Below are 26,248 nucleotides of genomic sequence, written 5' to 3'. Positions count from 1 at the left end.
GGGACTATAAATCACTATTTAGCTTAAACAGAATTAGCACAGGGTTTTGTTCTTGCTCTAACGCTAATAGAGGTGGTACTAACTCAGGGTAATTCACCACAAATTGCTCCCACTCTTCAGAGTATACTTTTTTCAATACACCGATACCTAGTGAAGATAGACTCGAAACATAAGTTCCATCTGGCAGCACTGTTTTTGGGGCGTTTATCATTTTGAATAGGAGGTCTTCCGATACGTCATTCTCATTAAAGGCATGACCATTCTTCCTATTGTAAATCAAATGTCGATTTCTTCTTTCATGCATTATACCCTGAAAGAGAAAGTGGTCATTGTAAAAAAAGGATGTGTTTAGCCAGGATATATCTATCGAGCCCAGTTTATTAAAATTAAATCCATGCGGCCATTCTTTACCATCAAAATCGAACTTGATACTTTGATCGATTTCACCGGTTTCGATATTCAGCAGATGTAAAGTGTCAGAAAAAGCATGGGCATAAAATCCTGAATCACCATTTCCTGCAAAAAGCCCAGAAAATCCTACAGAAGATTGGATTGATTTAGGATAAGAAAAGTATTTCTTCAACACCTTACCTTTCATGTCTGTAATCAAAACATTGTTATAACCTGAAACATCGCTAGGGTTATAATTGGTATAAAAAGCGAGCTTATCATTACCAAGTAGGCTAAATCGACTCGAATAGAAATCTAGTTTTATTCTTTCTATATGCTCACCCGATGTGGTATAAACTTGAATGGCCAATTGTTCAGGGCAAAACATATAGAGTTTCTTTGAAATCTCATCGATATCAAAATCAACAATTTCCCGGTACTCTCCTGGCCCATCTCCTTCTGTACCGATTTGATACTTAAAATTGCCTTGCAAATCAAATACGAATAGTTTCTGTATCTGTCTATCCAGTACAAAGTACTGATCCTCAAAAAATTTAACTTGATTAGCGGCCGCCATAAGTAACTTATCGTTGGTCTCTAGCGAAACAATTTGCACACTCTTAAAGAGCTGCTGACTAGCCACTGGCTCCTTCAAATTGGGTTTAGCAGCGTTAATCGTAACAAATCTTTCGTTTTTAACTTCAGGCTTTGAGCAGCTAAAAACGGCCAATGTGATTAGGAAGAGCCACCAAGTTTTATAATTCATAGTCCTATGGTTGATGATAATCCTTGTATTTAATTCCAAACACATCAAATACTAACTGATCCTCATCAGGCTGATAATCAATTTGGCGTGCCAAGTGTAGGCCTTCTCTGCTTACAAAGGAAGTTTGATATTCATATAACCCTTCAGTCAATTCAAGTTCATCAAGCTTCTCAAAATTTGAGTCTACTACAATTATTGAAAGCCTAAAACCACTTTTACCTTTTTCATATTGTTCAGGCGTTCTTTCATGAAGCGCTACCCGATAATAAACATCCTTATAAGGGTCATAAATGTAGTTCATATAAAAACCCTCCATGTTGGTGAGAGGGCCAAGCTCTTTAAAACTATAGCCATACAAAGTGGGCGTATCGTTACGCTTAGGGAGCGGCTTCATCTCTCTCATGTATTCAGATTTTACCGACTTACTTTCTTGAATGCTATCCAAATTTGAAATCGAAATAATATCCACTTCTGGATTTTTAGTGTAACTCAAACTGAACTCTTGAGTGTTAGGGTTAAATGCCAAAGAAGAGGAAAATGGAGTATAAACTCCCCAGAAATTATTCAACATTAAAGGTTGAGGAAGCGAATGGTACTCTCGTTCTCCCGTCCTCAAATTCAACTCAATCATATAGATCAGTCGCTGATCATCAAAAGGATTTGCTCCTGCATTCTGGACAGAAATAAAAAGACGATCACCATTTTTAAAAGCTTGGGAAAGGGGTGACACCATCATGTGAAACCCTTGTTTCGACTGTTCTTCACTATCATTCCCTATTCCAACATCATAGGAACGTAACTTCTCACCTTTTGCATTCATTAAGTGTACCCTGCTTTGCCAATGATTGAAAAAGAATATGGAATCTGAGTTTTGAATGAAGTGCCCCATATTCATAAGTGAACCAATTCCGTCCGGTCCATCTTTCAGAAAGCCTATCTGCTTTTCTACTTGGCCTGTGGAGTAGTTAAAAACGTTCACACTAACATTCAAATGATTAAAGATGGACAGTTTGGTAGTTCCGTCCTGTTCAAAAGTTAAGATGGACTGGTTATAGGGAGCCAACGTACTGTCCAAATAAAAAACCTTTTCCCCTACTTTCTCAAGTTCAAATTTACCTAAGGCATCACCATTTACATTTTCCTTCTGTGTTGAACAAGCCCAGAAGAGCAGCAAAAACAGGATTAAAAAATATTTTTTATTTGAGTTAGTTATTAACCTGACTCTATTGATTACTAAATACATTATGCTTTTTTTTTCAAGAATCAACTATGCCTCAAGTTAAGCAATACCATATAAATCCATATTTATTTTAATTAATAATTTGCTCATTTCTATTTTCTAATCATGCTATGTATTTGTGGTATTTGAGTTCAAAATTCCCATTACGCTCAGCCAATTCTGCCACCCTGTCACCCCTTCCTGCTTGGTATGGCCTTTGTCTTGTTGCACTTGGATTAAAAAAACTGACAATAAGCCATGCAAGAAAAAGGTACAATCTCGATTCACACCGAGAATATTTTCCCAATCATCAAGAAGTTTCTCTATTCAGATCATGAGATCTTTTTAAGAGAATTGGTATCGAACGCAGTTGATGCCAGTCAGAAAATGAAACGCCTTGCCGCATTAGGCGAATACAAAGGCGACCTCGGAGAGGTAAGGGTAGAAGTAAGCGTAAACAAAAAGAAAAAGACGATTACCATAAGCGACCGAGGAATCGGGATGACGGCTGAGGAGATCAAAAAATACATCAACCAAATTGCCTTCTCTGGTGCCACTGAATTTGTAGAGAAGTTTAAAGATGCGGGCGATGCCAAAGAAATCATCGGTAAATTTGGTTTGGGTTTCTACTCTGCCTTTATGGTAGCCGATAATGTAGAGATTGACACCCTTTCTTACCAAGAAGGTGCAGAACCAGCCAAATGGATCTGTGACGGTTCTACGGAATTCGAAATTACCGAAGGCAAAAGAAAAGAAAGAGGTACAACCATCACGCTTCACGTGAACAAAGATTCTGAAGAATTTTTGGAAGAGTCTCGAATTCAAAATGTGCTAGACAAATACGCCAAGTTCCTTCCTATCGAAGTGAAATTTGGAGAGAAAGACAAGCAGGTTGAAGACGGTGAAGACAAAGAGGGCAAGAAGAAGTGGAAAACGATTAAGGTGGATAACATCATTAACAACACTACGCCACTTTGGACGAAATCACCAAATGACTTAACGGATGAAGACTACTTAAACTTCTACAAAGAGCTTTACCCATTCTCTGAAGAGCCATTGTTCTGGATTCACCTCAACGTAGATTATCCGTTCGAACTTACAGGTATTCTTTACTTCCCTAAACTGAAAAAGGATTTCGAAATTCAGAAAAACAAAATCCAGCTTTACTCTCGTCAAGTATTTATTACTGACGAAACGAAGGATGTGGTGCCTGAATTCTTGATGTTGCTTCACGGTGTAATTGACTCGCCTGACATTCCATTGAACGTTTCGCGTAGCTACTTACAATCGGACGGAAATGTGAAGAAAATCAATACTTACATTTCTAAAAAAGTGGCTGACAAACTGAGCGAGCTTTTCAAAAAAGAGCGTGAATCTTACGAAAGCAAATGGGAAGACATCGGTCTTTTTGTGAAGTACGGAATGATCTCTGACGAGAAATTCTACGACAAAGCAAAAGACTTTGTATTGGTGAAAAACACTGCGGGCAAGTACTTTACAATGAAGGAGTACGAAGCGCACATTGAAGCCAACCAAGTAGACAAAGACAAAAACAAAATTTGGCTTTATGCTACCAATGTTGCCAAGCAGGATACGTTTATTACAGATGCCGTTGACAAGGGTTATGATGTGATTGTGCTGGATACTCCAATCGACAGCCACTTTATTAACCACATGGAAACCAAGCTGGAGAACACGCAAATCAAACGTGTGGATGCCGACAACATCGACAAGCTGATTGACAAAGATGAGAAGCGCGAGTTGGTGATTAATGACGAGCAGAAAGAAGCCGTAAAAGGCATCTTCGATAAGGCGATCAATAACAAAGCGTATACCGTTGCTGTTGAGCCTTTAGCGCCATCAGATGCTCCAGTTTCTGTAACCATGCCTGAGTTTATGCGAAGAATGAAAGACATGCAAGCAACAGGCGGTGGCGGTTTCAATATGTTCGGTTCAATGCCAGACAACTACAATGTAACCGTAAACGGAAACCATAAATTGGTAGATAAAATCATCAAAGCTACAGAAGAAGGCGACAAAGAAGGTTTGGCAAAACAAGCATTCGATTTGGCTTTACTTTCTCAAGGCTTGTTAGAAGGCAAAGCCCTTACCGATTTCATCAAAAGAAGTACAGCCATTTTAGGCGAGTAATTCTAGACAACATATATCAAATCAGAAGCCTCAATTCAGCAATGGATTGAGGCTTTTTGTATCTATAGATATGGCTAAAGACAAGCTCAACATGACTGCTAGAGTTGAACATCAACACTTTAATAAACCTCGAATATACCCCGCTGGCGGGGCTGGGGTGGATTTGCAAACTCACTCTCCTGTCGCAGGTTCTCCGAACCTGTGACATCTATTAAAAAGGGACTCTGTCCCGTTAAAAAGAACTTACCCCCGAAAAACAATCAATTGCTTTGGTGCCAAACGGACAGAGTGCTAAACCCCATAGTGACGGGTTCGAAAAACCTCTGATTGTTCGTGATTACACATAGGTGAAACAACCTCTAACTAAACCATCTTTTTATTACAATAAATATGGTTTATATTAGACTAATATTGAAATAATTATCATGAGAGCACACCTAATATTCACTCTTCTCTTTGCTTCATTCGTTAGTCTTAACGCTCAAGATTCTTTAAGGCTAACGTTCAAACTCGATGGTTTTAAGGACAAAGACCAAATAAGGATCGACTTTAGTGAAGGCCAGTTCAACTTACCTACAGATAAACCTGAGATAACGATATCGAGAAAGCTCAACTCACCAGAATTAATGACAGTTGTTTATAAGAGCAGAATCCAATCTATATGGATCGACAATAACGACATTGAAGTTTATATACCTAAATCTGGCTTTGTAGGTGGTATTATTTCTAAAGGGTCTCCTTCTCAAATGTTATGGGATAGCCTATTAGCTGCCAATAAGGAAGAGAAAGCTCAAATACTGGAGAAAAACATTGATCACAAAGTGGCGCATAATTTTTTAGCCTCAAGAAGTAACTTATTGCTTCCAAAAGATACAGAAAGGCTTCTTGCAAAAACTCCAGAATCTATACAGAAAACCGCCAAATATAACCTCAACTTACTTGAACTTGACAAAGGCGCAAAATTAAAAGAAGGTGATCAGATGATGGATTTCGTTGCAAATACGATAGATGGGCAAAAAGTTAATACCAATAACTTGAGGGGAGATTTTTTAATCCTTGATTTTGCATCTACCAGTTGTGGCTGGTGCTGGATAGCATACCCCAGAATGGTAGAGATTGTTTCAGAATACGATAACCTTAGTGTCTTGACATTCAATGAAGATTATAACTACAAAGGCTGGGCTAGTCTAGCTGAGAAAAGAGAAATAAACTTACCCTGGCCAGTTTTATGGGAAGCTGAAAATAAAAAGGAAATATTCTCGAAATATGGAATAAACGTGTTGCCAACTTACTTACTCATTTCTCCTGAAGGTAAAATTCTTGAGAGATGGACTTCTGGTAAAGAAGAGAAAATTAAAAAAATGCTAGATAAGCACAATGTGACTAAACGAAGCAGCCAATGATTTTTGATTCTGCTTTATGGTAGGTCATCTTTTTTTATTAGTAGAGCTCTTCTGTCTCAAGTTTTCCAAACCTGTGACTACTTATTAAAAAGGGACTCTGTCCCAATTATTAAAACTCAATTCCTAGAAAATAAAGCACTTCCGCATTAAACGGATAGAGTCCTAAAATCCATAAAGCGTCACAGGTTTGGAAAACCTGCGACAGTTATTTTAACGTTAACACTTCAACACCCAAACACTTCAATACTTCCTTACTTCAACACATTCCCACCGTCCGCCACCGAACACTACTGTTCTCTAGGGCACAAAACAAAAAGCTAGAAGCTTCAAAAAGACTTATTTCAGCCCCTAAACACCTACTTTCTTTTGGCACTCGATTTGGAAACAAACCAACAGAAATACCTAAATTCATTCCCATGCTGAAGAATATGTTCAAGGTTGCCTGGCGCAACGCCATCGCAAACAAGCAATTCACCATTCTCAATATTCTTGGGCTCTCCATTGGCATTACCGCCTGCCTACTAATTAGCCTTTATGTTCAAGAAGAATTGTCGTATGACAACTTCCACAAAGATGCCGATCAAGTATATCGAATTAACCAACCCTTAATTTGGGGCGATTGGGATGCGGAGTTTGCCTCCACTGCCCCTGGAGTAGCGGTAGCACTTCGCGAAGATATTCCGGAATTTACGGAGGTACTGCGCATTCATGATTCTGGTGAGAACTTAGTCACTTATGAGCCAAAAAATGGTGATCCTGTTTCGTTTAAAGAAGCAAGAGTTTATTCAGCCGAAGCTAATTTCTTCAACCTATTCTCCTTTCCTGTTTTAGAAGGAAACCCTGAAACGGCCTTAGTAGAACCCTTGAGCATTATCATTACCAAAAGCATGGCCACCAAGTATTTTGGGGAAGAAGACGCCATGGGTAAAATTTTAGAAGTAAGACAAGGCGAAAACGCTGGGTCGTTTAAAGTAACGGCAGTGCTGGAAGATATTCCTTCTAACTCTCATATCCAGTTCGATATGATGACTTCCATGAGTACTTACCGTCATATCAAAGCACGCCAATGGACATGGGTTTGGACAACCTTTGTGACTTATGTGAAAGTCGCTCCCAGTGCCGATCTCTCAAAAATCAATGAAAAACTACAGGCCATTCCTCCAAAGTGGGCGGCTCCAGCCGTAGAACGTGCCTTTGGCGAATCTTATGCGGAATTTGTTCCTGATGGTAAAAAATGGACACTCACCATGCAGCCCATTCGCGAAGCTTACTTGTATTCTCCAATTACAGGAAATAGAATAGGGCCTTCAGGCAATATCGCTTACGTTAAAATATTTGGTGCTGTAGGAATCTTAGTGCTTATGCTTTCCTGTATCAACTTCATGAACCTTTCTACCGCCCGTTCGGCTGGAAGAGCAAAAGAGGTTGGCGTTAGAAAAGTGTTGGGCTCTGGACGAAAATCAATCGCTAACCAATTCATTTTCGAATCTGTAATTTTTGTTTTAGCTGGCACCACGATTGCACTCATTCTTTGTGAACTCTTTATCAATTCGTTCAACACAATTGCCAACAAAACGCTTTCCCTACAAACCGCAATATCCAACCCCGTGTTTTTGGCTGGATTGTTAGTTTTCATTTTGGGTTTGGGACTTATAGCAGGCAGCTATCCTGCTTTTTATCTTTCCTCTTTCAAGCCCATTCAGGCTTTAAAAGGCAAAGTAAGCAATGGCTTTAGAGGAAAAGGAATTAGGAATACCTTAGTCGTTTTTCAGTTCACCATTTCCGTAGCCCTTATTATCACCACATTCTTTGTTCAGAAGCAACTGACCTATACCGCCAATTACAATGTTGGCTTCGAAAAAGAAAATATTCTTCAGGTACATAATCTGGAGCTCATGGATCCTTCGAGTATTGTGGCTTTGCAAAACAGATTGCAACAAAACTCCGCATTTACCCAGGTAGGTTATTCAGATTTAGTAGCCCCAAATATTTATAATGAAGATAAATACAAAGCCGAAGGCCCCGAAAATAACCCTACTACTCTTAATCGTTTGCTTGTAGACGAAGACTACATCGACCTTTTAAATCCGAAATTTATTGTAGGACGGAACTTTGACGATAACATGGCGAGCGACAAGTACGCCATTATTCTGAATGTTTCTGGTGCAAAAGCCTTAGGTTTTGGTGGCCCCGAAACCTACGACAATGATAGCCCACTAGGTAAACACCTTACCTTCCCAGGTTCAGAGAGCCCAAAGTTTGAGGTGATTGGTGTGGTAGAAGACTTTAATTACAACAGCCTAAGAATGAGCATCAGTCCATTAATGATTGCCCATAAAGGCAATGGTGAACTCTACAATATTGGCACCTCCTACCTTTCTGCCCGGGTTGATCCAACTCAGGTAAATTCTGGAGAGAAAATGTCTAAGCTATTAGATGAAGTGAAAAGTGAATTGGCCTCCATAAAACCTGGGCTTCCATTTGAATACAGCTTTATGGATCAAGACTTTGAAAACAGTTTCCGTACCGAGCAACGCATGACATCTGTGCTCAATATCTTTACGGTAATGGCTTTATCAATTGCCTGTATTGGTTTATTCGGACTGGCAGCCTTTACTTCAGAGCAGCGTACCAAGGAATTAGGGGTAAGAAAAGTATTGGGTGCTAGCGTAAAAGACATTGTGCTTCTATTCAGTAGTGAATTCACCAAATTGGTAATCATTGCAATCCTAATTGCAACGCCTTTGGCCTATTATGCAGTAAAAACTTGGTTGTCCGATTTTGCATACCAAACCCCAATAACCGCTACGGTATTTATTATTGCTGGTGGTTCCGCTTTACTTATAGCGTGGGGAACTATCAGTTTTCAATCTTTAAAATCGGCTTATAGAAATCCAGTTGAGGCATTAAGGGATGAGTAATATAGACTCGGTTAAAGTCCCTTCAAGTTCATTTGAAGATTAAGTAACTCAGTTTTGATGTTAGATGCATCGAGGGTAATCGATTGGCATTCACTCTGGGAAACATTCATTAGAATTGGAAAAGGCATGTTTTCGAAGTCATCTCCTACAATTGGCTGCACAAAATCAATTTCATTAAACTCTGCATTTTTAATCGCACCTTTTAATTTATGAGTCCTAGACCATAAAAAAACACCCAAATTCTCTGCCTCCGAATTATTAATCACAAAACTCTTAGCTTCCAAAACACAAGACGAACAACCATCCTCAATCGGAATTATTATTACATAATCAATGTCACGCCCCTCATTGGGAAGAGCACTTAAGTCAGTACAATTATCCGTTTTACCAGAGCAAGAAAAAAGAGCAAACAAAAAAATACTAGCTAAATATTTCATTTATCCTCTAATTTAAAGCAAACATACCTTAAATGATTTTCATCTATTCGCCTATTCTTTATCACAGGTTGCGCAAAATATAAACCCGACCTGCCCACGAATGACATCCTTACATTAAAGCTGGACGGTAATGGTGTTTCTGATATAAGTTTCAAATTAGCATCATAGACTAAAACGACATTCGGCATTGCCGGATACTTTGATTTATCCCCAAGTTCAATAGCCTTATAATTAGGCACCTTCACTATTCTATAATATACATCTCTATATTTATCATACAGAATAGATATGTATGAAGGATTCAAATTTGCATGTAACTGCGACTTTTTAGAATCTTTAAAATCTCCATTGTATGACTCAATATCTCTTATACTTTTTGGACTCGAACTGGTCGACCTAATTTGTCCATTCAAATCCAAAGTATACAAATCTTTGTCGGCAGGTAAAGTAATTACTCTTTGCTTTAGAAGTGAATTGTACGTAGAGCTAGGACTAGCGTATGGATGCGACCACCGTTTTTTATATTGAATTGAATAAATATTGCTCGTATTGAAAGTAGAGTCTTTCAAGGAAAGTCGTACTAGGCTATTCCCCGCTTCAAAATAGCTTAACCTGTCTCGCTCAAAAAATGGCACACTATGAATTGATAAAATTGAATCCTCAATCACCATTGGAGCTTCCGTAGTAGCATATGGGGTCATGTCAATACTCTTTGCATCACCCAATAATCTAAAAGTTTGAAGTTTAGGGAGGTCATTTTGCAGTTGAGATGCTAGGGTTAATTTATAGGCATAACGTGCTAACAACAAGAGTGTGTCACTACCATGAACATCAAAGCCGCTAAGTTCTCCAACACCCCTTGGTCCAATGATGTCAAAGGCAATTTTCTCAAATCGATTACCATCATTCAACCAATACTTGTAAATCGAATTATTATTAGGGTTTAGGAAGAATAGGAACTCGTCAATCCCATCATCTAAATAGCGAATAGCCCTAAGATTTAAAGGAGTAAAATTATCTAACTCAATAACAAAATCGGAAATGCTGTCTCGAACCAATTGCGGCTCCTTTATTTCATCTTCAAATTCTACTCGTGCATCTTTACTACATGAGGAAAACAATAGAACGCTGATGAGAAGAAATAACAAAACGTTTTTCATGAGAAACGATTAAAGAATGACTAAGAGTCCTGATCTACATATCAACAAAGCAATGGGGATGCCTTAGCAAAACATGTCCTCACAACGCCCTTGAGTTATACATAAACTCAAACCTTAAGGATCATTGACAAGCAAAATTTAAATATAATCAAGATAATTATATTTAAATAATTATACCACATGAGCCGAACGTAATTAATCTTTTGGTGTCCCTTCTAAAACCAACCTCTCTTTAGCCTGATCGTATTTCCAGCGTTTGTGTGACCATAAATAATCGGAAGGATTCTGGCGAATGGTTTCTTCAAGCAGTTCCGCAAATTTCTGAACAATTTCTTGCCCTCCTTTCTGGTATGGCGGGGTCATTACGGGAATAAACTCAACCTCATAATGTCCTTCTGATGTTCTTCTAGTAGCCGAATAGAAGACTGGATAATTCACTATTTGAGCAATCTTTTGAGGCCCAGTATAAAAAGCCGTAGGCTGATTAAGAAAGTCAATCCAATACTTATCTGCTCCAATTGAAGGCAGCTGATCGGCCAATATACCTATGATTCTTGGTTCATTTTTACGCTTAATGATTTGCCTTAATGCGGAATCCTTGGGTAGCGCACGGCCTCCATGACGAGTTCTCAAGTTGATCATTAACTGATCAAATTTTGGGTTTTTAACTGGCTTGTAAAGAAACTCCATTGGATACCCTATCTGTTGCCCAATAGAAAAAGCTGGCCACTCCCAATTGGCAGTATGGCCCGAAAGTAGAATCACTGGTTGCCCTTGATCTAAATATTCAAGCATCGCCTCAGCATTCACTAGCGGCACACGCTTTTCCCAATCCTTCCTTTTAAAACGATAAGCCTTAATCGACTCAATAAAAACCTGAGTGAATTGAATATAAAATGCCTTTTCAACTTTGAAGCGTTCTTTATCCGATAAGCCTGGGAATGTTTTGCTTAAATTTTCACGAATTACAGACCTGCGATAGCCCACAGTATAGTAGAGCAAAAAAGAAATCACCTTCCCAAGTGCGTACAAAAACCAAAACGGAAGCAATGATATAAGCCTGATTAAAAACATCGCGCAAAGATAGAGAAATGAGAAATTGGAGACTTCAAAAAAAGCTTATAAAAGCAATCGCAACAACCTTAATAATTGGTTTAAAGAAACTTAAAATTATTTTCCATTCTGCTAAATCCACTAGTGAACAATACATCGTAAGTTAAAGTGGTATATAACAAAGTGTTTTAGTTAGTTGAAAAACCGAGCAATCAGAAGGATGACTCGGTTTTCTTTTTTGCCCATCACAGAAAGATGTTCTACCTTCATTCTAAGGACAAGAACAATGGAAAAAGATCAAATTAAAAATAGGCTTGGCACTGCTTATTCAAACTTTATAAACAGCTGTAATTCACTCACTAAAGATGAGTTTGAATATGCCCCAGAAGGTAAGTGGTCGGCTGGGCAGCAAATGGAACATTTGATAAAAAGTACTTCTCCGTTAAATCAGGCTATGGGTTTACCTAAATTTCTGGTCAAATTTAAGTTTGGCAAAGCCAATCGCTCTTCAAAAACCTTTGACCAATTGGTAGAGCGCTATAAAGAAAAACTGAGTTTGGGTGGAGTAGCAAGTGCTGCTTTTTCTCCTCAAAAAGTTGATTTCAATAAAAAAGCAAAACTCATCAGTCAGCTTCAAAGCAATATCGAATCCATTAACCAAAAACTCGATAAATGGACCGAAGCACAACTAGACGAGTTCATTCTTCCCCATCCATTATTAGGTAAAATCACTGTACGTGAAATGATGTATTTCACAATTCATCATGCAGATCACCATCGTAATCTGATCAAAATTTACTTAAAAGGAGTTTGAGTATTTTCTCAAACTCTGCTCTTATAGCTTTTTCAAAACCTGTAAAAGGTCTGTCAAATGGTCTTGGGTAAAATCATAGTGGGTTACAAAACGAATAAGCTGAGGGCCAAAACCAAAAGCCAAAACCCCATGCTCCTTAAGTTTCGCTAAAAAGGATTCGTTGGTATATCTGTCACTTATTCTAAAAATCAAGATGTTTGTTTCACAAGGGTAAATTTCTTCCACATAATCTAAGCCTTGCAAAGTATCGGCTATAATTTGGGCGTTTTTATGATCCTCTGCCAAGCGATCAATGTGGTTTTCTAAAGCATACAAACCAGCCGCAGCAATGTATCCCGCTTGTCGCCAAGCCCCGCCCATTACCTTACGCACACGTTTGGCTCGTTTAATTTTATCAGCAGATCCCAACAATAGAGAACCCACCGGAGCGCCTAAACCTTTTGAAAGACAAATTGAAATCGTATCGAAAGCTTTGCCGTAATCTTCTGCCTTCTGGTTTTTAGCTACCAAGGCATTGAACAGCCTGGCGCCATCTAAATGGAAGGCCAAACCATTTTCGGTACACACTTTTTTAATGGCTAAAATTTCGTCAAAGTCATAACAACTTCCCCCGCCCTTATTCATGGTGTTCTCTAGCGAAACCATTCGCGAAACCGGTGAATGAATGTCGTCTGGCTGAATGGCCGCCTTCACATCTTTGGCCGTAATTCTACCTTGGTCTCCTTCTAGCAAGCGAACAGAAACCCCAGAGTTCGACATAATTCCACCGCTTTCATAAAGGTAGATATGCGAATACTTATGGCAGATTACCTCGTCTTGTAAAGTGGTGTGTAACCGGATTCCAATTTGATTGGTCATGGTGCCAGAAGCACAATAGAGTGCAGCTTCCATCCCAAACATATTGGCAGCCTTTTTTTCTAAAGCAGCTACGGTTGGATCTTCGCCAAACATATCATCGCCTACTTCTGCGGCCATCATAGCAGCATGCATTTCAGGTGTAGGCTTTGTCAGAGTATCGCTTCTTAAATCTATCAAGTGAGTAATTTTTAGGATCGGAATCTATGATGAAAAGGGAGGAAGTGCAAATGTTTTTATTCGAGTCATTTCCCGGTCAGGAACCTTATGTTCCTAACCGGATTATCTCCGTTTCAACCTAAACATTAGAGACTTGAAGCTGAACCAGCTCCAAAATGACCTGACCGTCTGTCATTATTTGGGTGTGTAATCTCCTAGCATTGTGCGCAGCTTTACTAGCTCTTGCTTAATACTGTAATTCGTTTGTGCGGGCACACTCTTTAGAAATTTAGCAAAGTGCACCTCCATAGACTTCATCATTTCTGCCTTACTCTCCACACCACGCTGAGTAAGTTTTACCCGAAAAGACCTTCCGTCTGCTTCATTCCCTTCTTTTACAATCCAACCATTACGCTCCATACGCACTAGCATGCGAGAAATTGAAGGCAAATCCTGAAGTGTAACCCGACTGATTTCAGTTGGAGTTACACTTCCGTGATTCCAAAGCATAATCAATACCTGCCATTGCTCAGGAGTAACCGAATATCCCTTCAGCGCCCTTATCAACTCTCTATGAAAGAGTAGGTAAGTGCGATAAAGATTATAGCCAAGATTGCTATTCAGGTGAAAGAGAGTCTTACCGAAATCCATAAGTAGATGGTAAATCTAATTCAATATACTTAAAATAGTTGTTTAGACAAGTATTTTAATCAAAAAAATGAGCACAAATTTTCAATCACGCAAAAAACATGGAGTCAAACCCTGATTAAGCAAGTATTGAGAATAGCTAATACGCTTCTGGCCTTAATGGTTTATAAGACACAAGAAATGAGAGATTAATACGGTTTCAGGAATTCAATCAGGCTAAAAAAGCACTCTATACCTTCTTGATAGACTTTTTCTCTAAATCGCTAAGTTCTAAATTTAGGGCTTTGGTAGAAATCTGGGTTTCGATAAAGGAAAGTGTTAGTGAAGCAAGTAGAAGAAAAAGGCTGGCTCCAAACACAAGGTCGGCAGTTTGTTGTTCGCGCAAGTACATAAGTACCATACTTAGCACACAGCAAAAAAAACTAGCGATTCCGAGCGCCTGCATGTTCCGAATTAGCAAAAGGCGCACTTTTAAATTTTTAATCTGACCAAGTATTGTTGCGGGCGGATCATTATGATCTAAATACCTTTGCCGTAAACCACGCGCAAGGGTAGCTAAGGCTACAAAACGGTTAGTGAAAGCCAAAAGCAAAAGCGTAATGGCAGGAAAAAGTAATGCTGGAGTTGAGATATCTATATTCAATGTTCGCGTTTTAAGTCTTCATGTCTCTTTTTACGCTGCTCTTTCCCCTCTATTTTTTTATCTAAAGTGAGACGCCAACCTAGGATCAACACTGCCAATACTGAAGGGTAAAGAACCATTTCTATCCAGTATTTGGCCATCACGGGATCAGAGAAGTTATCGACTCCTACTACATATTGTAGCACCAAACAGATACTAGTGACGATCACTAGAACTACCATTATTCGCTTCTCTATCTTAGATTTCATATTTCAAAGTTAATGAAGAATGTAACGACATACACATAAAAAAAGGAGCCTCGATGAGACTCCTTTAAGTTCTATGTATTCGGACTATTAACTTTACTGATTCGCAGTGGCCGAAGCTTTGGCACTTGCCTTTGCTCTAGCGTATTCCTGCTCCTTATCAGCAGCCTTTCCTAAAGTCTTTTTAGACAAATCAACCACAATTGGTGATGCGATAAAGATTGAAGAATAAGTACCTACAATAATACCGATCATGAAAGCGAAAGAGAAGCCTCTTAGTACCTCTCCACCAAAGATGAATAGGACAACTACCACAATCAAAGTAGTCATCGAAGTAATCAATGTACGGCTAATGGTACTGTTGATCGACTCGTTGAAAGTACCCACTAGGTCTTTAGAACCCTTAAGCTGTAAATTTTCACGAATTCTATCGAATACAACCACGGTATCGTTTATTGAATAACCCATAATGGTAAGCAAGGCACCAATAAATACCTGATCTACCTCGAAATTGATTCCGAATAAGCCCGCAATAGCAAAGGCAGATAATACGATTAATGAATCGTGGATCAAGGCGATAATTGCACCTAGCGAGAATTGCCATCTTCGGAACCTAATAAGGATATAGAAGAAGATGGCTAAAATAGCCAAACCGAATGATTCAAGAGATGAATTCTTAATGTCATCTGCAATGGTTGGAGATACTTTAGATGAACCACCAATGATAAACTGGCCAGCTTCAACATTATCAACCGTTCCATCCACAAATGTCTTATTCGTAATTTGACTCAAGGCATCTGTCAATGCTGCTTTAACGGCAGCATCAGCTTCTACCGACTCATCTTCGATCATATATGAGGTAGTGATCTTAAGCATATTCGGAGTATTGTAAGTTTTCACTTCAATACCTGAATTAGCGAAAGTTTCCATTCCAGAAAGTGATGTTTTAATGTCAGAAGCAGTCATTGCCTCATCAAAATTCACTACATAAGAACGACCTCCTTGAAAGTCTACACCAAGTCTCAATCCATTGGTGGCCATCAATACAATACCGATTGCAATTACAATGCTCGACATTACATATGCCAATCTTCTTTTACCTAAGAAATCGAAGTGAACATTGTTTAACCAACCTTTTGACAACGGAGTATCAAAGCTAAGTTTACTATCATTTCCTTTCTTGGTCATGTAGGTAATGATAACTCTAGTAATAAATACCGCTGAGAAGAATGAACAGATAATACCGATCATTAAGGTTACGGCAAATCCTTTCAATGGACCTTGACCCAGAACGTAAAGAATAACACCTGTTAGGAATGTAGTTACGTTGGCATCAATAATAGAGCTGTAAGCTTTTTGGTAACCCGAAGATATGGCTTGCAAAACAGGAATACCGTTTCGCATTTCTTCCCTAATTCTTTCGAAAATAAGTACGTTCGCATCAATCGACATACCAATGGTCAACACGATACCTGCAATACCTGGTAAAGTAAGGGCCGCACCTAGGTTGGCCAAGATTCCAAGAATAAAGAAGATGTTGAAAAGCAAAGCTACGTTCGCTACGATTCCTCCTTTAGCATAATAGAATATCATGAAAATAACCACAATGGCCAAACCAGCTAAAATTGAAGTTACTCCTTGCTTTTGAGCTTCTTTACCCAAAGTTGGGCCAATCACAGCTTCTTCTACAATTTTTGTTGGTGCTGGAAGTGAACCTGCTTTTAGAATGTTTGCAAGATCTTCTGCTTCTTCGATAGTGAAGTTTCCACTGATTTGTGAGTTACCTGCTGCAATCTCTTGATTAACATTCGGTGCAGTATAAACATAGTTATCAAGGGCAATTGCTATTCTTCTTTGAATGTTTGCACCAGTAATATTTCTCCATTTCTTCGCCCCTAAAGCGTTCATTTGCATACTTACCGCTGGTCTAGAAAATTCATCTAGCGACTGACGAGCATCAGTAATTACTTCACCTGTTAAAGGAGACTCTCCTCCTCTGCCCATTTTAATGGCATAAAGCTCTAGCAATTCAGTTCCTTCAGCTGGTTTTACATCCCATAAGAATTTTAAAGTACTTGGGAATAACCTTGTAATACTTGGGTTCTTAAGCACCCTATTAATTTGGGCAGTATCTTCTAAAGCGTAGAAAAAGCCATTAGATGGGCCTTGCTTCATTAGAGCAAAGAATTTTGATTGACCTGGAGTAGCCAATTCTTCTTCAGCAGTATTGGTAGTGTCGCCCGACAATTCATTTTCAAGAGAGTTTTCTTGTCCTTCAGCACTTTCAGCTTTCAATTCAGAAGCCAAATCAGTTGTAGGCTTGGTTGTCTTATCTGCAGCCTCAATTTTTAAAAGCGCATCGTTAATCGCTGAAAGAGTAGGAGCAACTTCACTTGGATCGTATACTTCCCAGAATTCCAATTTCGCAACGCCTTGTAATAGTTTTCTTACCCTTTGCGGGTTATCTACACCTGGTAATTCAATTTGAATTCTACCTGTTCCTTGAAGTCTTTGAATGTTTGGTTGTGATGTGCCAAATCTATCAATTCTAGTTCTAAGAATTTGGAAGGCACGATCGATGGCATTATCCACCTCTTCGTTAATAACCTTCATTACCTCTGCATTGGTAGATCCAAATTCAATTCTACCTTTATTAGCAGCGTTCGCAAATATTTTACTTAACTGGCCACCTGAGGTAACTTCGGCATATGCTGTTTCAAACAAACTAGCATATGGTGTTTGAGTGTTTGTTTTATGCGCTTCATCGGCCTTTGCTAATGCTTCTCTAAACTGTGGATCTTTGCTGTTTCCTGCAAGCCCTTCAATAATCGCTACTGGAGAAACTTCTAAAGTAACATGCATTCCACCTTGTAAATCGAGACCAAGGTTCAACTCATATTCTTTGATTTCTTGGTAGGTAAATTCTGCACCTAGAATATTAAGCACAGGCTCTCTCCAAATAGAGTCAAGGTATGATTGTTTCTTTTGCTGGTCTATTACACCCGCTTCATTCTTAGCATAATTAACTGCGTCTTGTTGGATTCCTCTTGAAAAAAAGGTGATTCCTAAGTAGTAAAGACACAGAGCCGTAATGATCACTGTCAAAAAGACTATGGTATTCTTATTTTTCATTTTAGTGTATGTTAGTTAATCGTTTGAAGGTTTTCTGAGTTAGTTATCAAATGAATGACCACCAATTTCAGGCACTCCTGATATAATAAAGTTTATTGTATTCGTGAGGGGTTATCGCATCATTTTGATGCAACAAAAGAAAGCCTATGGGGCATTCGGGGAAATTTTCTTTCGGAAAAGAGTTTTATAATGAGGTGAATCGTACAAAGGAACGCTCGGGTATTGAATCTCCTTGTCTTCCGATTCTCTTATTACTGTTCCTATAAAAACAGGAATAAACGCTTGAAGCTGAACTACCGTAGATGGTAATGCCAATTCGCAAGTATATTCATATACCGCTTCCTTTTCATCGCCTTGATCATCGTTTTGCTGCTGATCTGTAGCTTCTGACGCAAATTCAATCTTTAAACCCTGATAGGTTATTAGTTCTTGTGCCACGACAAATACAGCCACTAGCACCCCTAGTATATAGAAGAGGGTACTTTTGATGCCCGATATTTTTGGTGACATTTTCATTTAGCGTGTCAAATTTATAGAATAGACTTTAGAATCATACAGTATACTCATTTATTTTCGATTGAATAAATGCCTTAAGCACATCTAATGCTACTCCAAAGTCAGTATTATTAGGTACTACAATGTCTGCATGTTCTTTATGTGGTTCGATATATTTCTGATACGATGGCATAATATGGTTCTCATATTTATAGAGCACATCATCAGCATCATACCCTCTTTCTACCCTGTCGCGCGTTAATCTTCTCTGGAGTTTTATATAGTCCTTCGCATCTACAAAGACCTTTAGATCTATTAATTCAGAAATTTTTTGATAGTGAAAGATAAAAATTCCCTCCACCAAAATTACTGGCGCAGCCTTTATCAGTATGTTTTTGGGTTGAATATTCGGGTTATTGAAGGTGTATTCCTGTTTTTCAACATCGTTGCCTTTGCTTAGAGCCAAAAGGTCACTTGCGAAATGCTCATAATCAATAGACTCTGGTCTATCGAAATTGAATTCTCCGTTTTTATCTACCAGTTGATGTTCACGTGGCCTATAGTAATCATCTTGAGAAATACTGGCAACACCTGAATCGAAGCTTTCGATTAACGAACGAAGAAAACGTGTTTTTCCCGATCCACTCCCTCCAGTGATTCCAATGATATACGGCTTATTTTCAGACATTTTGCAAAAATAGTAACCTAAACTGATTTACCTTCTTTGCCTTTTAAAAAAATAATAAGTTTATCGAAGGCTCTTTTTCTGTGGCTAATTGTATTCTTTATTTCTGACGATAATTCACCAAAGGTTTTATCATAGCCTTTTGGTTGAAAAATAGGGTCGTAGCCAAAACCACCTTTACCACTAACCTCTTTGGTAATATCCCCTTCTACAATTCCTTCAAACTGAATAGGCTCACCATTTTCCATATAGGTAATTACTGTTCTAAATTTTGCAGAGCGATCATTAGCCGTTTTCAGTCCTTCCAGCACTTTTGCCATGTTCTTACTTGAATCTCTTTCGGGCCCAGCATACATAGCAGAATAAACGCCTGGCTCGCCATTTAAGGCATTCACTTCTAGCCCAGTATCGTCAGCGAAAACAGGAATGCCATAATGTTCAAAAACATAGGCAGCTTTTTGCAGTGAGTTTCCTTCAAGGGTTTCTTGGGTTTCTTCCAGCTCTTCGGTACAGCCAATTTCTTCTAAAGAAACTAGTTCAAATTGGTCTCCTAAAATCTGAGAGATTTCCTCAAGCTTATTTTTATTATTTGTGGCAAAGCAAATTTTCATGTCGCAATTTAATGGAATGAAACAAAAAGAGCCGTCTCAAATTTAATTAAGACGGCTCCTATAATTTTTTAAACTGAATAATTATTCAGGGGTTTTCTCATCCGGGAATTCTTCTTTCATTCCTTTCCAGTAATCCGCAATGGTGTTCTTCATATCTTTTCTCAGTAAGAAAATACCCAATAAGTTAGGCAAGGTCATTACGGCAATGGCAATAGCGGCCACTGTCCATATAATAGTAGTATCTGCAATAGCAGCGATGAAGAAACCTGCCACATACACAATTCTATAATATTTAACTGAACCAGAACCCCATAAGAATGTCATGGCTCTATCTCCATAGTAAGACCATGAAATTGCTGTACTGAAAGCAAACAATAAAATCCCAATAGACACAATGTACTGTCCGTATTCACCAAACCAACCTTTGGTAAAGGCAATGGCCGTAAGCGGAACACTGTGAATTAGTGATTTACCGTAGAAAGAAATACTTCCGTCTACCGGTTTTCCATTAGATATTTCCACTTCACCCGTGAGCGGTGCACCTCCAAAAGATTCATTTACAACGATATCTTCAGCTAAAGACCTAGCGTGAATTACCGTAACATTGCTGGTTATTTTTCCATTTTCTACCTGAAGCATACCATCAAATACGGGTAGTGGATTTTCACCAGACAAGTGCTCTTTCAATGCTACTCGTCCTGCTTTGTTATCATCAGTATAATCATGCCCAGCGAGAATCGACATATCGGTTACTGCAAAATCATTTAGGTGTTTTTCTTGCCAAACGCCTGAAGAAAGCAGCGTAAGGCCAGTGATAGAGCAAATAACAATGGTATCGATAAACGGCTCCAAAATAGCAACCATTCCTTCAGACACAGGCTCGTGTCCTTTGGCCGATGCGTGCGCAATTGGCGCAGAACCCTGACCCGCTTCATTTGAGAATAAACCTCTACCTACCCCTACATTGAAAGCATACATTACCGTGGCTCCCAAGAAACCACCAGTAGCGGCTGTAGTTGTAAACAAGCTCGAAAAGATTGAAGCAATAGACGGTATCAGGTTTCCGATGTTTGCAAAAATTACGGAAAAACAACCCAAGAAATATACAATGGCCATAGCTGGCACTAGCTTTTCAGTAACTGATGCAATTCTTTTGATTCCTCCAATAATTACAAATGCCAAAATAAGTGATAAAACGGCTCCTGTCATCCAAGGCTCAATAGCGAAAGTAGATTTTAAGGCAGAAGAAATACTGTTGATTTGAGGCATATTACCCGTTCCGAAAGAAGAAAGAACAGTAGCAATGGCAAATACAACCGCCAACCACTTCATATTCAACTTGTTTTTCATGTAGTACATCGGCCCTCCAGCCATCGTACCATCTTCGGCTACTTCACGGTATTTATGAGAAAGCGTAACTTCCACAAATTTGGTACACATACCAATAGCGGCAGTAACCACCATCCAGAACAGTGCTGCAGGCCCACCTAAATGAACAGCTAGCGCAACACCTGCAATATTACCTGTACCTACAGTGCCTGAAAGTGCTGTAGTCAAAGCCTGAAAGTGAGAAGTATCTCCTTGATCTCCTGCACGGTCAAATTTTCCACGTACTACCTTAAAAGCAAATCGGAAATATCTTATTTGAGGGAATTTTAGATAAATAGTGAAAAACAGACCCACGCCCAATAAAGCGAAAGGGAACCATCCTGCACTACCAATGTAGCTATCTATTGTAGAAAGAAAATTGTTGAGTTGCTGCATAATCCAGTTTTATGGTTTTAAGGAATCCACAAAAATAGGGATTAATGCTTCTGAACAAAGCTTGTAATTATATTAGTCATAATCCGTGGTTCGAACGGGGCGAACTTTTAATTGGTAATAGTATTACCCACCTGCTGTCAGGTCAGCAACGAAGGTCAGCCTAACGCTACAGTGTTTCAAGCCTGATTTTTTTTGAAAAACACTCTTAGTCGCCTGCCTAGCCCCCCGTTCTGACGTGCCGTCCGACTTTGATCTAATTCTGAGTTAGGTCGGCACCGTAGGTCAGACCGAATGATCTGAAACATAAAGGCCTATATCTTTTAAGGAATATTCATAATTTGAAGGATTATGGAATTACAATCAGACAACATCTATCATGTCTACAACCAAGGAAACAATAGACAAGCTATTTTTGAAGGTTACAATGACTATCTAATGTTCTTAAAAAAGGTGAGACAATTTGTAAAACCCCATTGTGATATTTTGGCCTATTGCCTGATGCCAAACCATTTCCATTTTCTTCTTAATGTAACAGAAAAGTCAACTGAGCTTGTTAAGCAAGGAAATATAGAAGTTACCCGACTTAGTAATAGCTTTAGGTTACTACTGAGTCAATATGCTTTAGGCTTTAATAAAAAGCATGATCGTTCAGGATCATTATTTCGGCAAAAAACTAAATCCAAATTAATGGTTGATTCGAATCAAGCTTTTATCTGTTTTCAATACACCCACCAAAACCCCTGGAAAGCTGGCTTGGTCGGTAAAATGGAAGATTGGGAGTTTTCATCTTTCAGGGATTATTCACTCATGAGAAACGGCTCGCTTTGTAATAAGGAGATTGCCTTTAATCTCATTAATGTGAATGAAAAAACCTTTGTAGAAGATTCCTACGGAGTGGCGATTCATGAAGAATCAAGAAAGGCTTTATTTAACTAAAGCTAATATCTAAGTCTGACGTGCATTCCTACTTTGATGGAGGAGCGTATTCTCAATAATTGCAAGGTCGGCACCAAAGGTCAGACCTGATATTATAGTACTTAAAGCCTCCATTTTTTTAAGCAAATATTCGTAGTTCACTACCCAGTACACAAGTCTGACGTGCCGTCCGACTTGGGTAAAATCCTAAAGGGTTTCTCTTTAAACGCTGAATTACTTCTTACTTGGGAATCGCATTCGGTAATCTGCTTTTACCGAGCCTTTTGAGATATTGAGCAATTTTGCTCGAAGCATCTGCTTTTTCAACCCTTTTATGTAGTCTGTAAAAAGAACGCCATTGAGGTGGTCGTATTCATGCTGAATTACTCGGGCGGTCATAGAGTCAAACTCCTCTTCGTGTTCGTTCCATAACTCATCGAAATAGCGAATGGTAAGTTTTTCAGGACGAAGGATATCGCCATGCACATCTGGAATACTCAAGCAGCCTTCTTCAAAACTCCATTCTTCACCGTATTCATCTAGAATTTCAGGATTAATGAAAACGCGCTTAATGCCTTTTCCTTCTTCCTCTTCCATTTTAGTAGAATCAATTATAAAAAGTCTTTTAGACAACCCTATTTGTGGAGCTGCCAAACCCACACCATTCGCATTGTTCATGGTGTCGTACATAGCTTCAACTAGCTTGGTAAGGTCTTCAGAATCTCGATGAAATTCTTCAGCTTCTTTTCTTAAAATATTGTCTCCGTAAGCTACTATTGGGTAAATCATGCTATCTGCTTTCCAAAAAGGATTGTAAAATAATGGTCGCGCTTATTTTATCTACATTCCCTTTTTCTCTTCTATCCTTTTTTTTCATCCCTCCGGCAATCATCGCATCCATGGCCATTTTGGAGGTAAATCTTTCGTCTTGCAAATAAACGGGTTTTTCTGGAAAATGCTTTTTAAGTAGGTTCTCAAATTGTTTTGCACCTAGAGTAGCATCTGTAGGTTGGTTATTCAAGTTCATGGGCATTCCTAACACAATTGCTTCCAGATTTTCAACCTTATCGTAATCCTTTAAGTACTGAATCACATCTTTACTGTGTACGGTTTCTAAAGGAGAAGCGATAATTTGAAGTGGATCGGTAACGGCCAAACCAACGCGTTTTCTGCCATAATCTATGGCGAGGATTCTACCCATTAATTCTGTTTGATAATATCGTAAAAACGAAGTTTAACCAGTTTTTCTAATTGAAGTGCCTTTGGTAAAAGAATGTCATCTTCAATTTTAGCATGTAAAAGTAAATCCTCTTCAAAGGATTTCAGCTCTTCATAAAGCACTTTAATATGCAAATCGGCTTCTTCGCAATAAGTGTAATTATTGGTGATTTTTCGAAGCCCATCCATTTCATGTTCATGCTCTTCATGGTCTATTGCAAATTCATGAATGGATATTTTTTCCATGGTATAGAATAGCTTGGTGCCATGGTTTTCTCCCGAAAGAAAATCTCTAAGCTGTTGAATGTAAACAAAAAGTGAATCTTCTTCTTCGTGAATATGATGAATAAAGTCTTCTACAAATAAAGGAAATACCGTTTTTAGGTCGTTAGCCAAACTTTGGTAACGATAGTTTACCGCTCCCAAACTGTCAATTAACTGAGCAATGTAAGCCAAACGCTTTTTTACAAATACAGAGTGAGAATGCTTTAAATATTCTACAACAAGGTCGATTGGATAGGCCATTAGCCTGAGCTCATTAACATCGGTTTTCTTTGGTTCAGCCTCTAAACTTTTAATTACCGTTTTAATATTTAAGCCGCAAGAAGTGCATACTTCTTTCAAAGTACGTTCCTCGTTATCATAAAAATTTACCCCGAAGTAGTACAGTACCGAAGCCCTGACATGGTTTTCGGCCACTAAATCATTGATCGTTCGTTCTTGTATACCCTGCATTTGAAATTGACTATTCAGCTAAAATAATAATTTTTGAGCGATCTATATATCGATATACACGCTTAAATTTTAATTTAAACACAAACCAACGCATTTCGTTTCTATGTTACTATGCTCAAACGGAATATTTTGTTTGACCTAAATAGTTAATTTTACCGAATTCAAAATTTTACAACACCGTGAGTGATACCCATAATTCTAAAAGTCAAATACGTTTACCCCTTTTACTTGCTGCTGCCGTTGTTTTAGGCATCTGGATTGGTTCAAGCTTTTCTTTCCCAGGAGTAAATAGCAAATACAGCGCTTCTATTCAAAAATTCACGCAACTTATGGACTACATAGAACATGACTATGTAGACTCGGTAGATACAGAAGAATTGCTCGAAGAGTCTATCAGTCAAATGCTAGATAAGTTAGATCCACATACAATTTACATTCCTCCACAAGACAGAGAGCTTGCCGAAAGCCAATTGCGCGCAAGCTTCGATGGTATTGGAGTTGAGTTCAATTTACTTAGAGATACTCTATATGTTGTGACTCCCTTGGCCGGTGGGCCTTCAGAAAAAGCTGGGATTTTGGCTGGAGATAAAATCATAAAAGTGGATGGTGAAAACATTGCCGGAATCGGAATGGACAACAACCAAGTTTTTAACTTACTCAGAGGCCCAAGAGGTACAGAGGTGGTCATTACTGTTTTAAGAAAAGGAGAAGATGAGCTACTCGATTTTAATCTAATCAGAAATGCCATTCCGCAATATTCTGTAGATGCGGGTTATATGATTGATGATGAAGTTGGGTACATTAAGGTGAATAAGTTTGCCGAGAATACTTATGCTGAATTTAAATCGGCACTAGAAAACCTGAAGGAACAAGGCATGCAAAAGCTGATCTTGGACTTACAGAATAATGGTGGTGGCTATATGAGTGCTGCCATTGGCATTTCTGACGAACTACTCTCAGACGGCAAATTAATTGTAAGTCAGAAAGGGCAAGGGTCGAAATATGATTCTGAAGCAAGAGCTACCAAAAGAGGTATTTTTGAAGAAGGACCGGTTACTGTACTCATGAACGAAGGAAGTGCTTCTGCTTCGGAAATTGTGGCTGGCGCTTTGCAAGACAACGACAGAGCTTTGATTATTGGAAGAAGGTCGTTCGGCAAAGGTTTGGTGCAATTGCCTTTCGACCTCAAAGATGGTTCAGAATTACGAATGACCATTGCCCGATATTATACTCCAAGTGGTCGTTCTATTCAAAAACCTTATAGTGAAGGCGAAGAAGCTTATGCGTCTGATTATTATCAACGCTTTGTTTCTGGTGAACTTTTCAGTCAAGACAGCGTGCATTTTAATGAAGACTTGGCCTACGAAACCACTTCAGGAAGAACTGTTTATGGCGGTGGCGGAATTATGCCCGACTACTTTGTTCCATTAGATACGACTTACGCTACGGCCTATGTAAACCGATTATTCTCAAGCAATTCTGTAAAAGAATTTACGCTAGACTACAGAGACAACCACAAGTATTTAAACGATTGGGATTTTGAAAAATTCAATAAAGAATTTGAAGTTACCGAAGACATGCTGAACCAAGTAATTGAAATTGGAAAAACCAACGGGGTTAGGTTCAGAGAAAGAGAATACAATAAATCGAAAGCGTTTTTAGTCTTTTTAATTAAAGCTCAATTGGCCCGCGATATTTATGACGATAACGCCTTTTACAAAATTTACAATCAGACTAACGAGGTATATAACCAAGCCGTATTGCTCTTTCAAAACCCAAGTTTATTGAAAGATAAATCAAACAGTTTATTGCTACAAAAGCGCTAGGTA

The 26,248-nt window shown here is 38.7% G+C and carries 23 protein-coding genes; 6 read left to right on the top strand and 17 right to left on the bottom strand.

The window, feature by feature from the left end; genetic code table 11:
• Positions 1-4: 4 nt before the first annotated feature.
• Together AWW67_RS01680 and AWW67_RS01675 are read right to left on the bottom strand one after the other, a co-directional pair.
• A complete protein-coding gene (locus AWW67_RS01680; RefSeq protein WP_062299788.1) occupies positions 5-1,156 on the bottom strand; it encodes a DUF4934 domain-containing protein in 1,152 nt (383 codons plus the stop codon).
• A gap of 4 nt (positions 1,157-1,160) precedes the next feature.
• Positions 1,161-2,330, bottom strand: a complete 1,170-nt coding sequence (locus AWW67_RS01675) for a DUF4221 family protein (RefSeq protein WP_176699980.1) — start codon at positions 2,328-2,330, stop codon at positions 1,161-1,163.
• Positions 2,331-2,633: 303 nt separating this feature from the next.
• Between AWW67_RS01675 and htpG the strand changes: the two genes are divergently transcribed.
• The 3 genes from htpG (at position 2,634) to AWW67_RS01660 (ending at position 8,850) form a co-directional block, all read left to right on the top strand.
• Complete coding sequence (gene htpG / locus AWW67_RS01670) at positions 2,634-4,526, top strand: molecular chaperone HtpG (RefSeq protein ID WP_062299784.1); 1,893 nt, start codon at positions 2,634-2,636, stop codon at positions 4,524-4,526.
• Positions 4,527-4,951: 425 nt separating this feature from the next.
• On the top strand, positions 4,952-5,929 hold the full coding sequence (locus AWW67_RS01665; RefSeq protein WP_062299783.1) for a TlpA family protein disulfide reductase: 978 nt from the start codon (positions 4,952-4,954) through the stop codon (positions 5,927-5,929).
• A 416-nt stretch (positions 5,930-6,345) separates the two neighbouring features.
• Positions 6,346-8,850: an ABC transporter permease gene (locus AWW67_RS01660; protein ID WP_062299781.1), complete on the top strand. Its 2,505-nt coding sequence runs from the start codon at positions 6,346-6,348 to the stop codon at positions 8,848-8,850.
• Positions 8,851-8,861: 11 nt separating this feature from the next.
• Here AWW67_RS01660 and AWW67_RS01655 read toward each other — a convergent pair whose 3' ends face one another.
• From AWW67_RS01655 to AWW67_RS01645, 3 genes are all read right to left on the bottom strand, one after another.
• Positions 8,862-9,287 carry a hypothetical protein gene (locus AWW67_RS01655; protein WP_062299780.1) on the bottom strand — a complete coding sequence of 142 codons (426 nt, stop codon included), beginning with the start codon at positions 9,285-9,287 and terminating at the stop codon, positions 8,862-8,864.
• Complete coding sequence (locus tag AWW67_RS01650; RefSeq protein WP_062299778.1) at positions 9,284-10,447, bottom strand: DUF4221 family protein; 1,164 nt, start codon at positions 10,445-10,447, stop codon at positions 9,284-9,286. The genes AWW67_RS01655 and AWW67_RS01650 overlap by 4 nt, the downstream gene beginning before the upstream one ends.
• 195 nt (positions 10,448-10,642) lie before the next feature.
• Complete coding sequence (locus tag AWW67_RS01645; protein WP_062299776.1) at positions 10,643-11,521, bottom strand: lysophospholipid acyltransferase family protein; 879 nt, start codon at positions 11,519-11,521, stop codon at positions 10,643-10,645.
• Between the two features lie 265 nt (positions 11,522-11,786).
• Here AWW67_RS01645 and AWW67_RS01640 point away from each other — a divergent pair, with 265 nt between their 5' ends.
• Positions 11,787-12,314 carry a DinB family protein gene (locus AWW67_RS01640; RefSeq protein ID WP_062299774.1) on the top strand — a complete coding sequence of 176 codons (528 nt, stop codon included), beginning with the start codon at positions 11,787-11,789 and terminating at the stop codon, positions 12,312-12,314.
• Positions 12,315-12,335: 21 nt separating this feature from the next.
• Here the strand turns inward: AWW67_RS01640 and AWW67_RS01635 are convergent, their stop codons facing one another.
• From AWW67_RS01635 to AWW67_RS01595, 9 genes are all read right to left on the bottom strand, one after another.
• On the bottom strand, positions 12,336-13,349 hold the full coding sequence (locus AWW67_RS01635; protein ID WP_082793949.1) for a threonine aldolase family protein: 1,014 nt from the start codon (positions 13,347-13,349) through the stop codon (positions 12,336-12,338).
• Positions 13,350-13,523: 174 nt separating this feature from the next.
• Positions 13,524-13,979: a MarR family winged helix-turn-helix transcriptional regulator gene (locus AWW67_RS01630; RefSeq protein WP_062299772.1), complete on the bottom strand. Its 456-nt coding sequence runs from the start codon at positions 13,977-13,979 to the stop codon at positions 13,524-13,526.
• Positions 13,980-14,205: 226 nt separating this feature from the next.
• Positions 14,206-14,619 carry a DUF2721 domain-containing protein gene (locus AWW67_RS01625; RefSeq protein WP_053224918.1) on the bottom strand — a complete coding sequence of 138 codons (414 nt, stop codon included), beginning with the start codon at positions 14,617-14,619 and terminating at the stop codon, positions 14,206-14,208.
• The gene (locus AWW67_RS01620; protein ID WP_062299770.1) at positions 14,616-14,867 is read right to left on the bottom strand and encodes a hypothetical protein; all 252 of its coding nucleotides are present in this window, start codon (positions 14,865-14,867) and stop codon (positions 14,616-14,618) included. Before AWW67_RS01620 ends, AWW67_RS01625 begins: the two co-directional genes overlap by 4 nt.
• A gap of 93 nt (positions 14,868-14,960) precedes the next feature.
• Positions 14,961-17,996: a protein translocase subunit SecDF gene (secDF, locus tag AWW67_RS01615; protein ID WP_062299768.1), complete on the bottom strand. Its 3,036-nt coding sequence runs from the start codon at positions 17,994-17,996 to the stop codon at positions 14,961-14,963.
• A gap of 144 nt (positions 17,997-18,140) precedes the next feature.
• Positions 18,141-18,506, bottom strand: a complete 366-nt coding sequence (locus AWW67_RS01610; RefSeq protein ID WP_053224921.1) for a hypothetical protein — start codon at positions 18,504-18,506, stop codon at positions 18,141-18,143.
• 40 nt (positions 18,507-18,546) lie between these two features.
• Positions 18,547-19,179 (bottom strand): uridine kinase, encoded by a 633-nt coding sequence (udk, locus tag AWW67_RS01605; protein WP_053224922.1) that lies wholly within the window; start codon positions 19,177-19,179, stop codon positions 18,547-18,549.
• 17 nt (positions 19,180-19,196) lie between these two features.
• Positions 19,197-19,787 carry an RdgB/HAM1 family non-canonical purine NTP pyrophosphatase gene (gene rdgB, locus AWW67_RS01600; RefSeq protein ID WP_062299767.1) on the bottom strand — a complete coding sequence of 197 codons (591 nt, stop codon included), beginning with the start codon at positions 19,785-19,787 and terminating at the stop codon, positions 19,197-19,199.
• Positions 19,788-19,868: 81 nt separating this feature from the next.
• Entirely contained in the window at positions 19,869-21,551 is a 1,683-nt protein-coding gene (locus AWW67_RS01595) for an alanine/glycine:cation symporter family protein (protein ID WP_062299765.1), read from the bottom strand.
• A 348-nt stretch (positions 21,552-21,899) separates the two neighbouring features.
• Here AWW67_RS01595 and AWW67_RS01590 point away from each other — a divergent pair, with 348 nt between their 5' ends.
• The gene (locus tag AWW67_RS01590) at positions 21,900-22,487 is read left to right on the top strand and encodes a transposase (RefSeq protein ID WP_062299764.1); all 588 of its coding nucleotides are present in this window, start codon (positions 21,900-21,902) and stop codon (positions 22,485-22,487) included.
• Between the two features lie 213 nt (positions 22,488-22,700).
• On the opposite strand, the gene def is transcribed toward AWW67_RS01590, so the two are convergent.
• Genes def through AWW67_RS01575 form a run of 3 tightly spaced genes read right to left on the bottom strand, consistent with a single transcriptional unit; the run spans position 22,701 to position 24,419 of the window.
• A complete protein-coding gene (def, locus tag AWW67_RS01585; protein ID WP_053224926.1) occupies positions 22,701-23,255 on the bottom strand; it encodes a peptide deformylase in 555 nt (184 codons plus the stop codon).
• A 1-nt stretch (position 23,256) separates the two neighbouring features.
• Positions 23,257-23,667, bottom strand: a complete 411-nt coding sequence (gene ruvX, locus AWW67_RS01580; RefSeq protein WP_053224927.1) for a Holliday junction resolvase RuvX — start codon at positions 23,665-23,667, stop codon at positions 23,257-23,259.
• On the bottom strand, positions 23,667-24,419 hold the full coding sequence (locus tag AWW67_RS01575; RefSeq protein ID WP_062299762.1) for a hemerythrin domain-containing protein: 753 nt from the start codon (positions 24,417-24,419) through the stop codon (positions 23,667-23,669). Before AWW67_RS01575 ends, ruvX begins: the two co-directional genes overlap by 1 nt.
• A gap of 179 nt (positions 24,420-24,598) precedes the next feature.
• Between AWW67_RS01575 and AWW67_RS01570 the strand changes: the two genes are divergently transcribed.
• The gene (locus AWW67_RS01570) at positions 24,599-26,245 is read left to right on the top strand and encodes a S41 family peptidase (protein WP_062299761.1); all 1,647 of its coding nucleotides are present in this window, start codon (positions 24,599-24,601) and stop codon (positions 26,243-26,245) included.
• The last annotated feature ends 3 nt before the right edge of the window (positions 26,246-26,248 follow it).

The organism is Roseivirga seohaensis (assembly GCF_001592945.1).
In the GTDB taxonomy this organism is placed as follows: domain Bacteria; phylum Bacteroidota; class Bacteroidia; order Cytophagales; family Cyclobacteriaceae; genus Roseivirga; species Roseivirga seohaensis.
The sequence above is the reverse complement of the archived record's forward strand: the minus strand, read 5'-3'. Positions and strand labels throughout refer to the sequence as shown.

Excerpts from the sequence above, each read along its gene's own strand:
- ruvX (WP_053224927.1), bottom strand. The coding sequence starts at position 23,667 with ATGGGTAGAATCCTCGCCATAGATTATGGCAGAAAACGCGTTGGTTTG.
- def (WP_053224926.1), bottom strand. The coding sequence starts at position 23,255 with ATGATTTACCCAATAGTAGCTTACGGAGACAATATTTTAAGAAAAGAA.
- udk (WP_053224922.1), bottom strand. The coding sequence starts at position 19,179 with ATGTCTGAAAATAAGCCGTATATCATTGGAATCACTGGAGGGAGTGGA.
- secDF (WP_062299768.1), bottom strand. The coding sequence starts at position 17,996 with ATGAAAAATAAGAATACCATAGTCTTTTTGACAGTGATCATTACGGCT.
- AWW67_RS01680 (WP_062299788.1), bottom strand. The coding sequence starts at position 1,156 with ATGAATTATAAAACTTGGTGGCTCTTCCTAATCACATTGGCCGTTTTT.
- AWW67_RS01630 (WP_062299772.1), bottom strand. The coding sequence starts at position 13,979 with ATGGATTTCGGTAAGACTCTCTTTCACCTGAATAGCAATCTTGGCTAT.
- AWW67_RS01610 (WP_053224921.1), bottom strand. The coding sequence starts at position 18,506 with ATGTCACCAAAAATATCGGGCATCAAAAGTACCCTCTTCTATATACTA.
- AWW67_RS01665 (WP_062299783.1), top strand. The coding sequence starts at position 4,952 with ATGAGAGCACACCTAATATTCACTCTTCTCTTTGCTTCATTCGTTAGT.
- AWW67_RS01590 (WP_062299764.1), top strand. The coding sequence starts at position 21,900 with ATGGAATTACAATCAGACAACATCTATCATGTCTACAACCAAGGAAAC.
- AWW67_RS01645 (WP_062299776.1), bottom strand. The coding sequence starts at position 11,521 with ATGTTTTTAATCAGGCTTATATCATTGCTTCCGTTTTGGTTTTTGTAC.
- AWW67_RS01595 (WP_062299765.1), bottom strand. The coding sequence starts at position 21,551 with ATGCAGCAACTCAACAATTTTCTTTCTACAATAGATAGCTACATTGGT.
- AWW67_RS01620 (WP_062299770.1), bottom strand. The coding sequence starts at position 14,867 with ATGAAATCTAAGATAGAGAAGCGAATAATGGTAGTTCTAGTGATCGTC.
- AWW67_RS01650 (WP_062299778.1), bottom strand. The coding sequence starts at position 10,447 with ATGAAAAACGTTTTGTTATTTCTTCTCATCAGCGTTCTATTGTTTTCC.
- rdgB (WP_062299767.1), bottom strand. The coding sequence starts at position 19,787 with ATGAAAATTTGCTTTGCCACAAATAATAAAAATAAGCTTGAGGAAATC.
- AWW67_RS01655 (WP_062299780.1), bottom strand. The coding sequence starts at position 9,287 with ATGAAATATTTAGCTAGTATTTTTTTGTTTGCTCTTTTTTCTTGCTCT.
- AWW67_RS01575 (WP_062299762.1), bottom strand. The coding sequence starts at position 24,419 with ATGCAGGGTATACAAGAACGAACGATCAATGATTTAGTGGCCGAAAAC.
- htpG (WP_062299784.1), top strand. The coding sequence starts at position 2,634 with ATGCAAGAAAAAGGTACAATCTCGATTCACACCGAGAATATTTTCCCA.
- AWW67_RS01640 (WP_062299774.1), top strand. The coding sequence starts at position 11,787 with ATGGAAAAAGATCAAATTAAAAATAGGCTTGGCACTGCTTATTCAAAC.
- AWW67_RS01660 (WP_062299781.1), top strand. The coding sequence starts at position 6,346 with ATGCTGAAGAATATGTTCAAGGTTGCCTGGCGCAACGCCATCGCAAAC.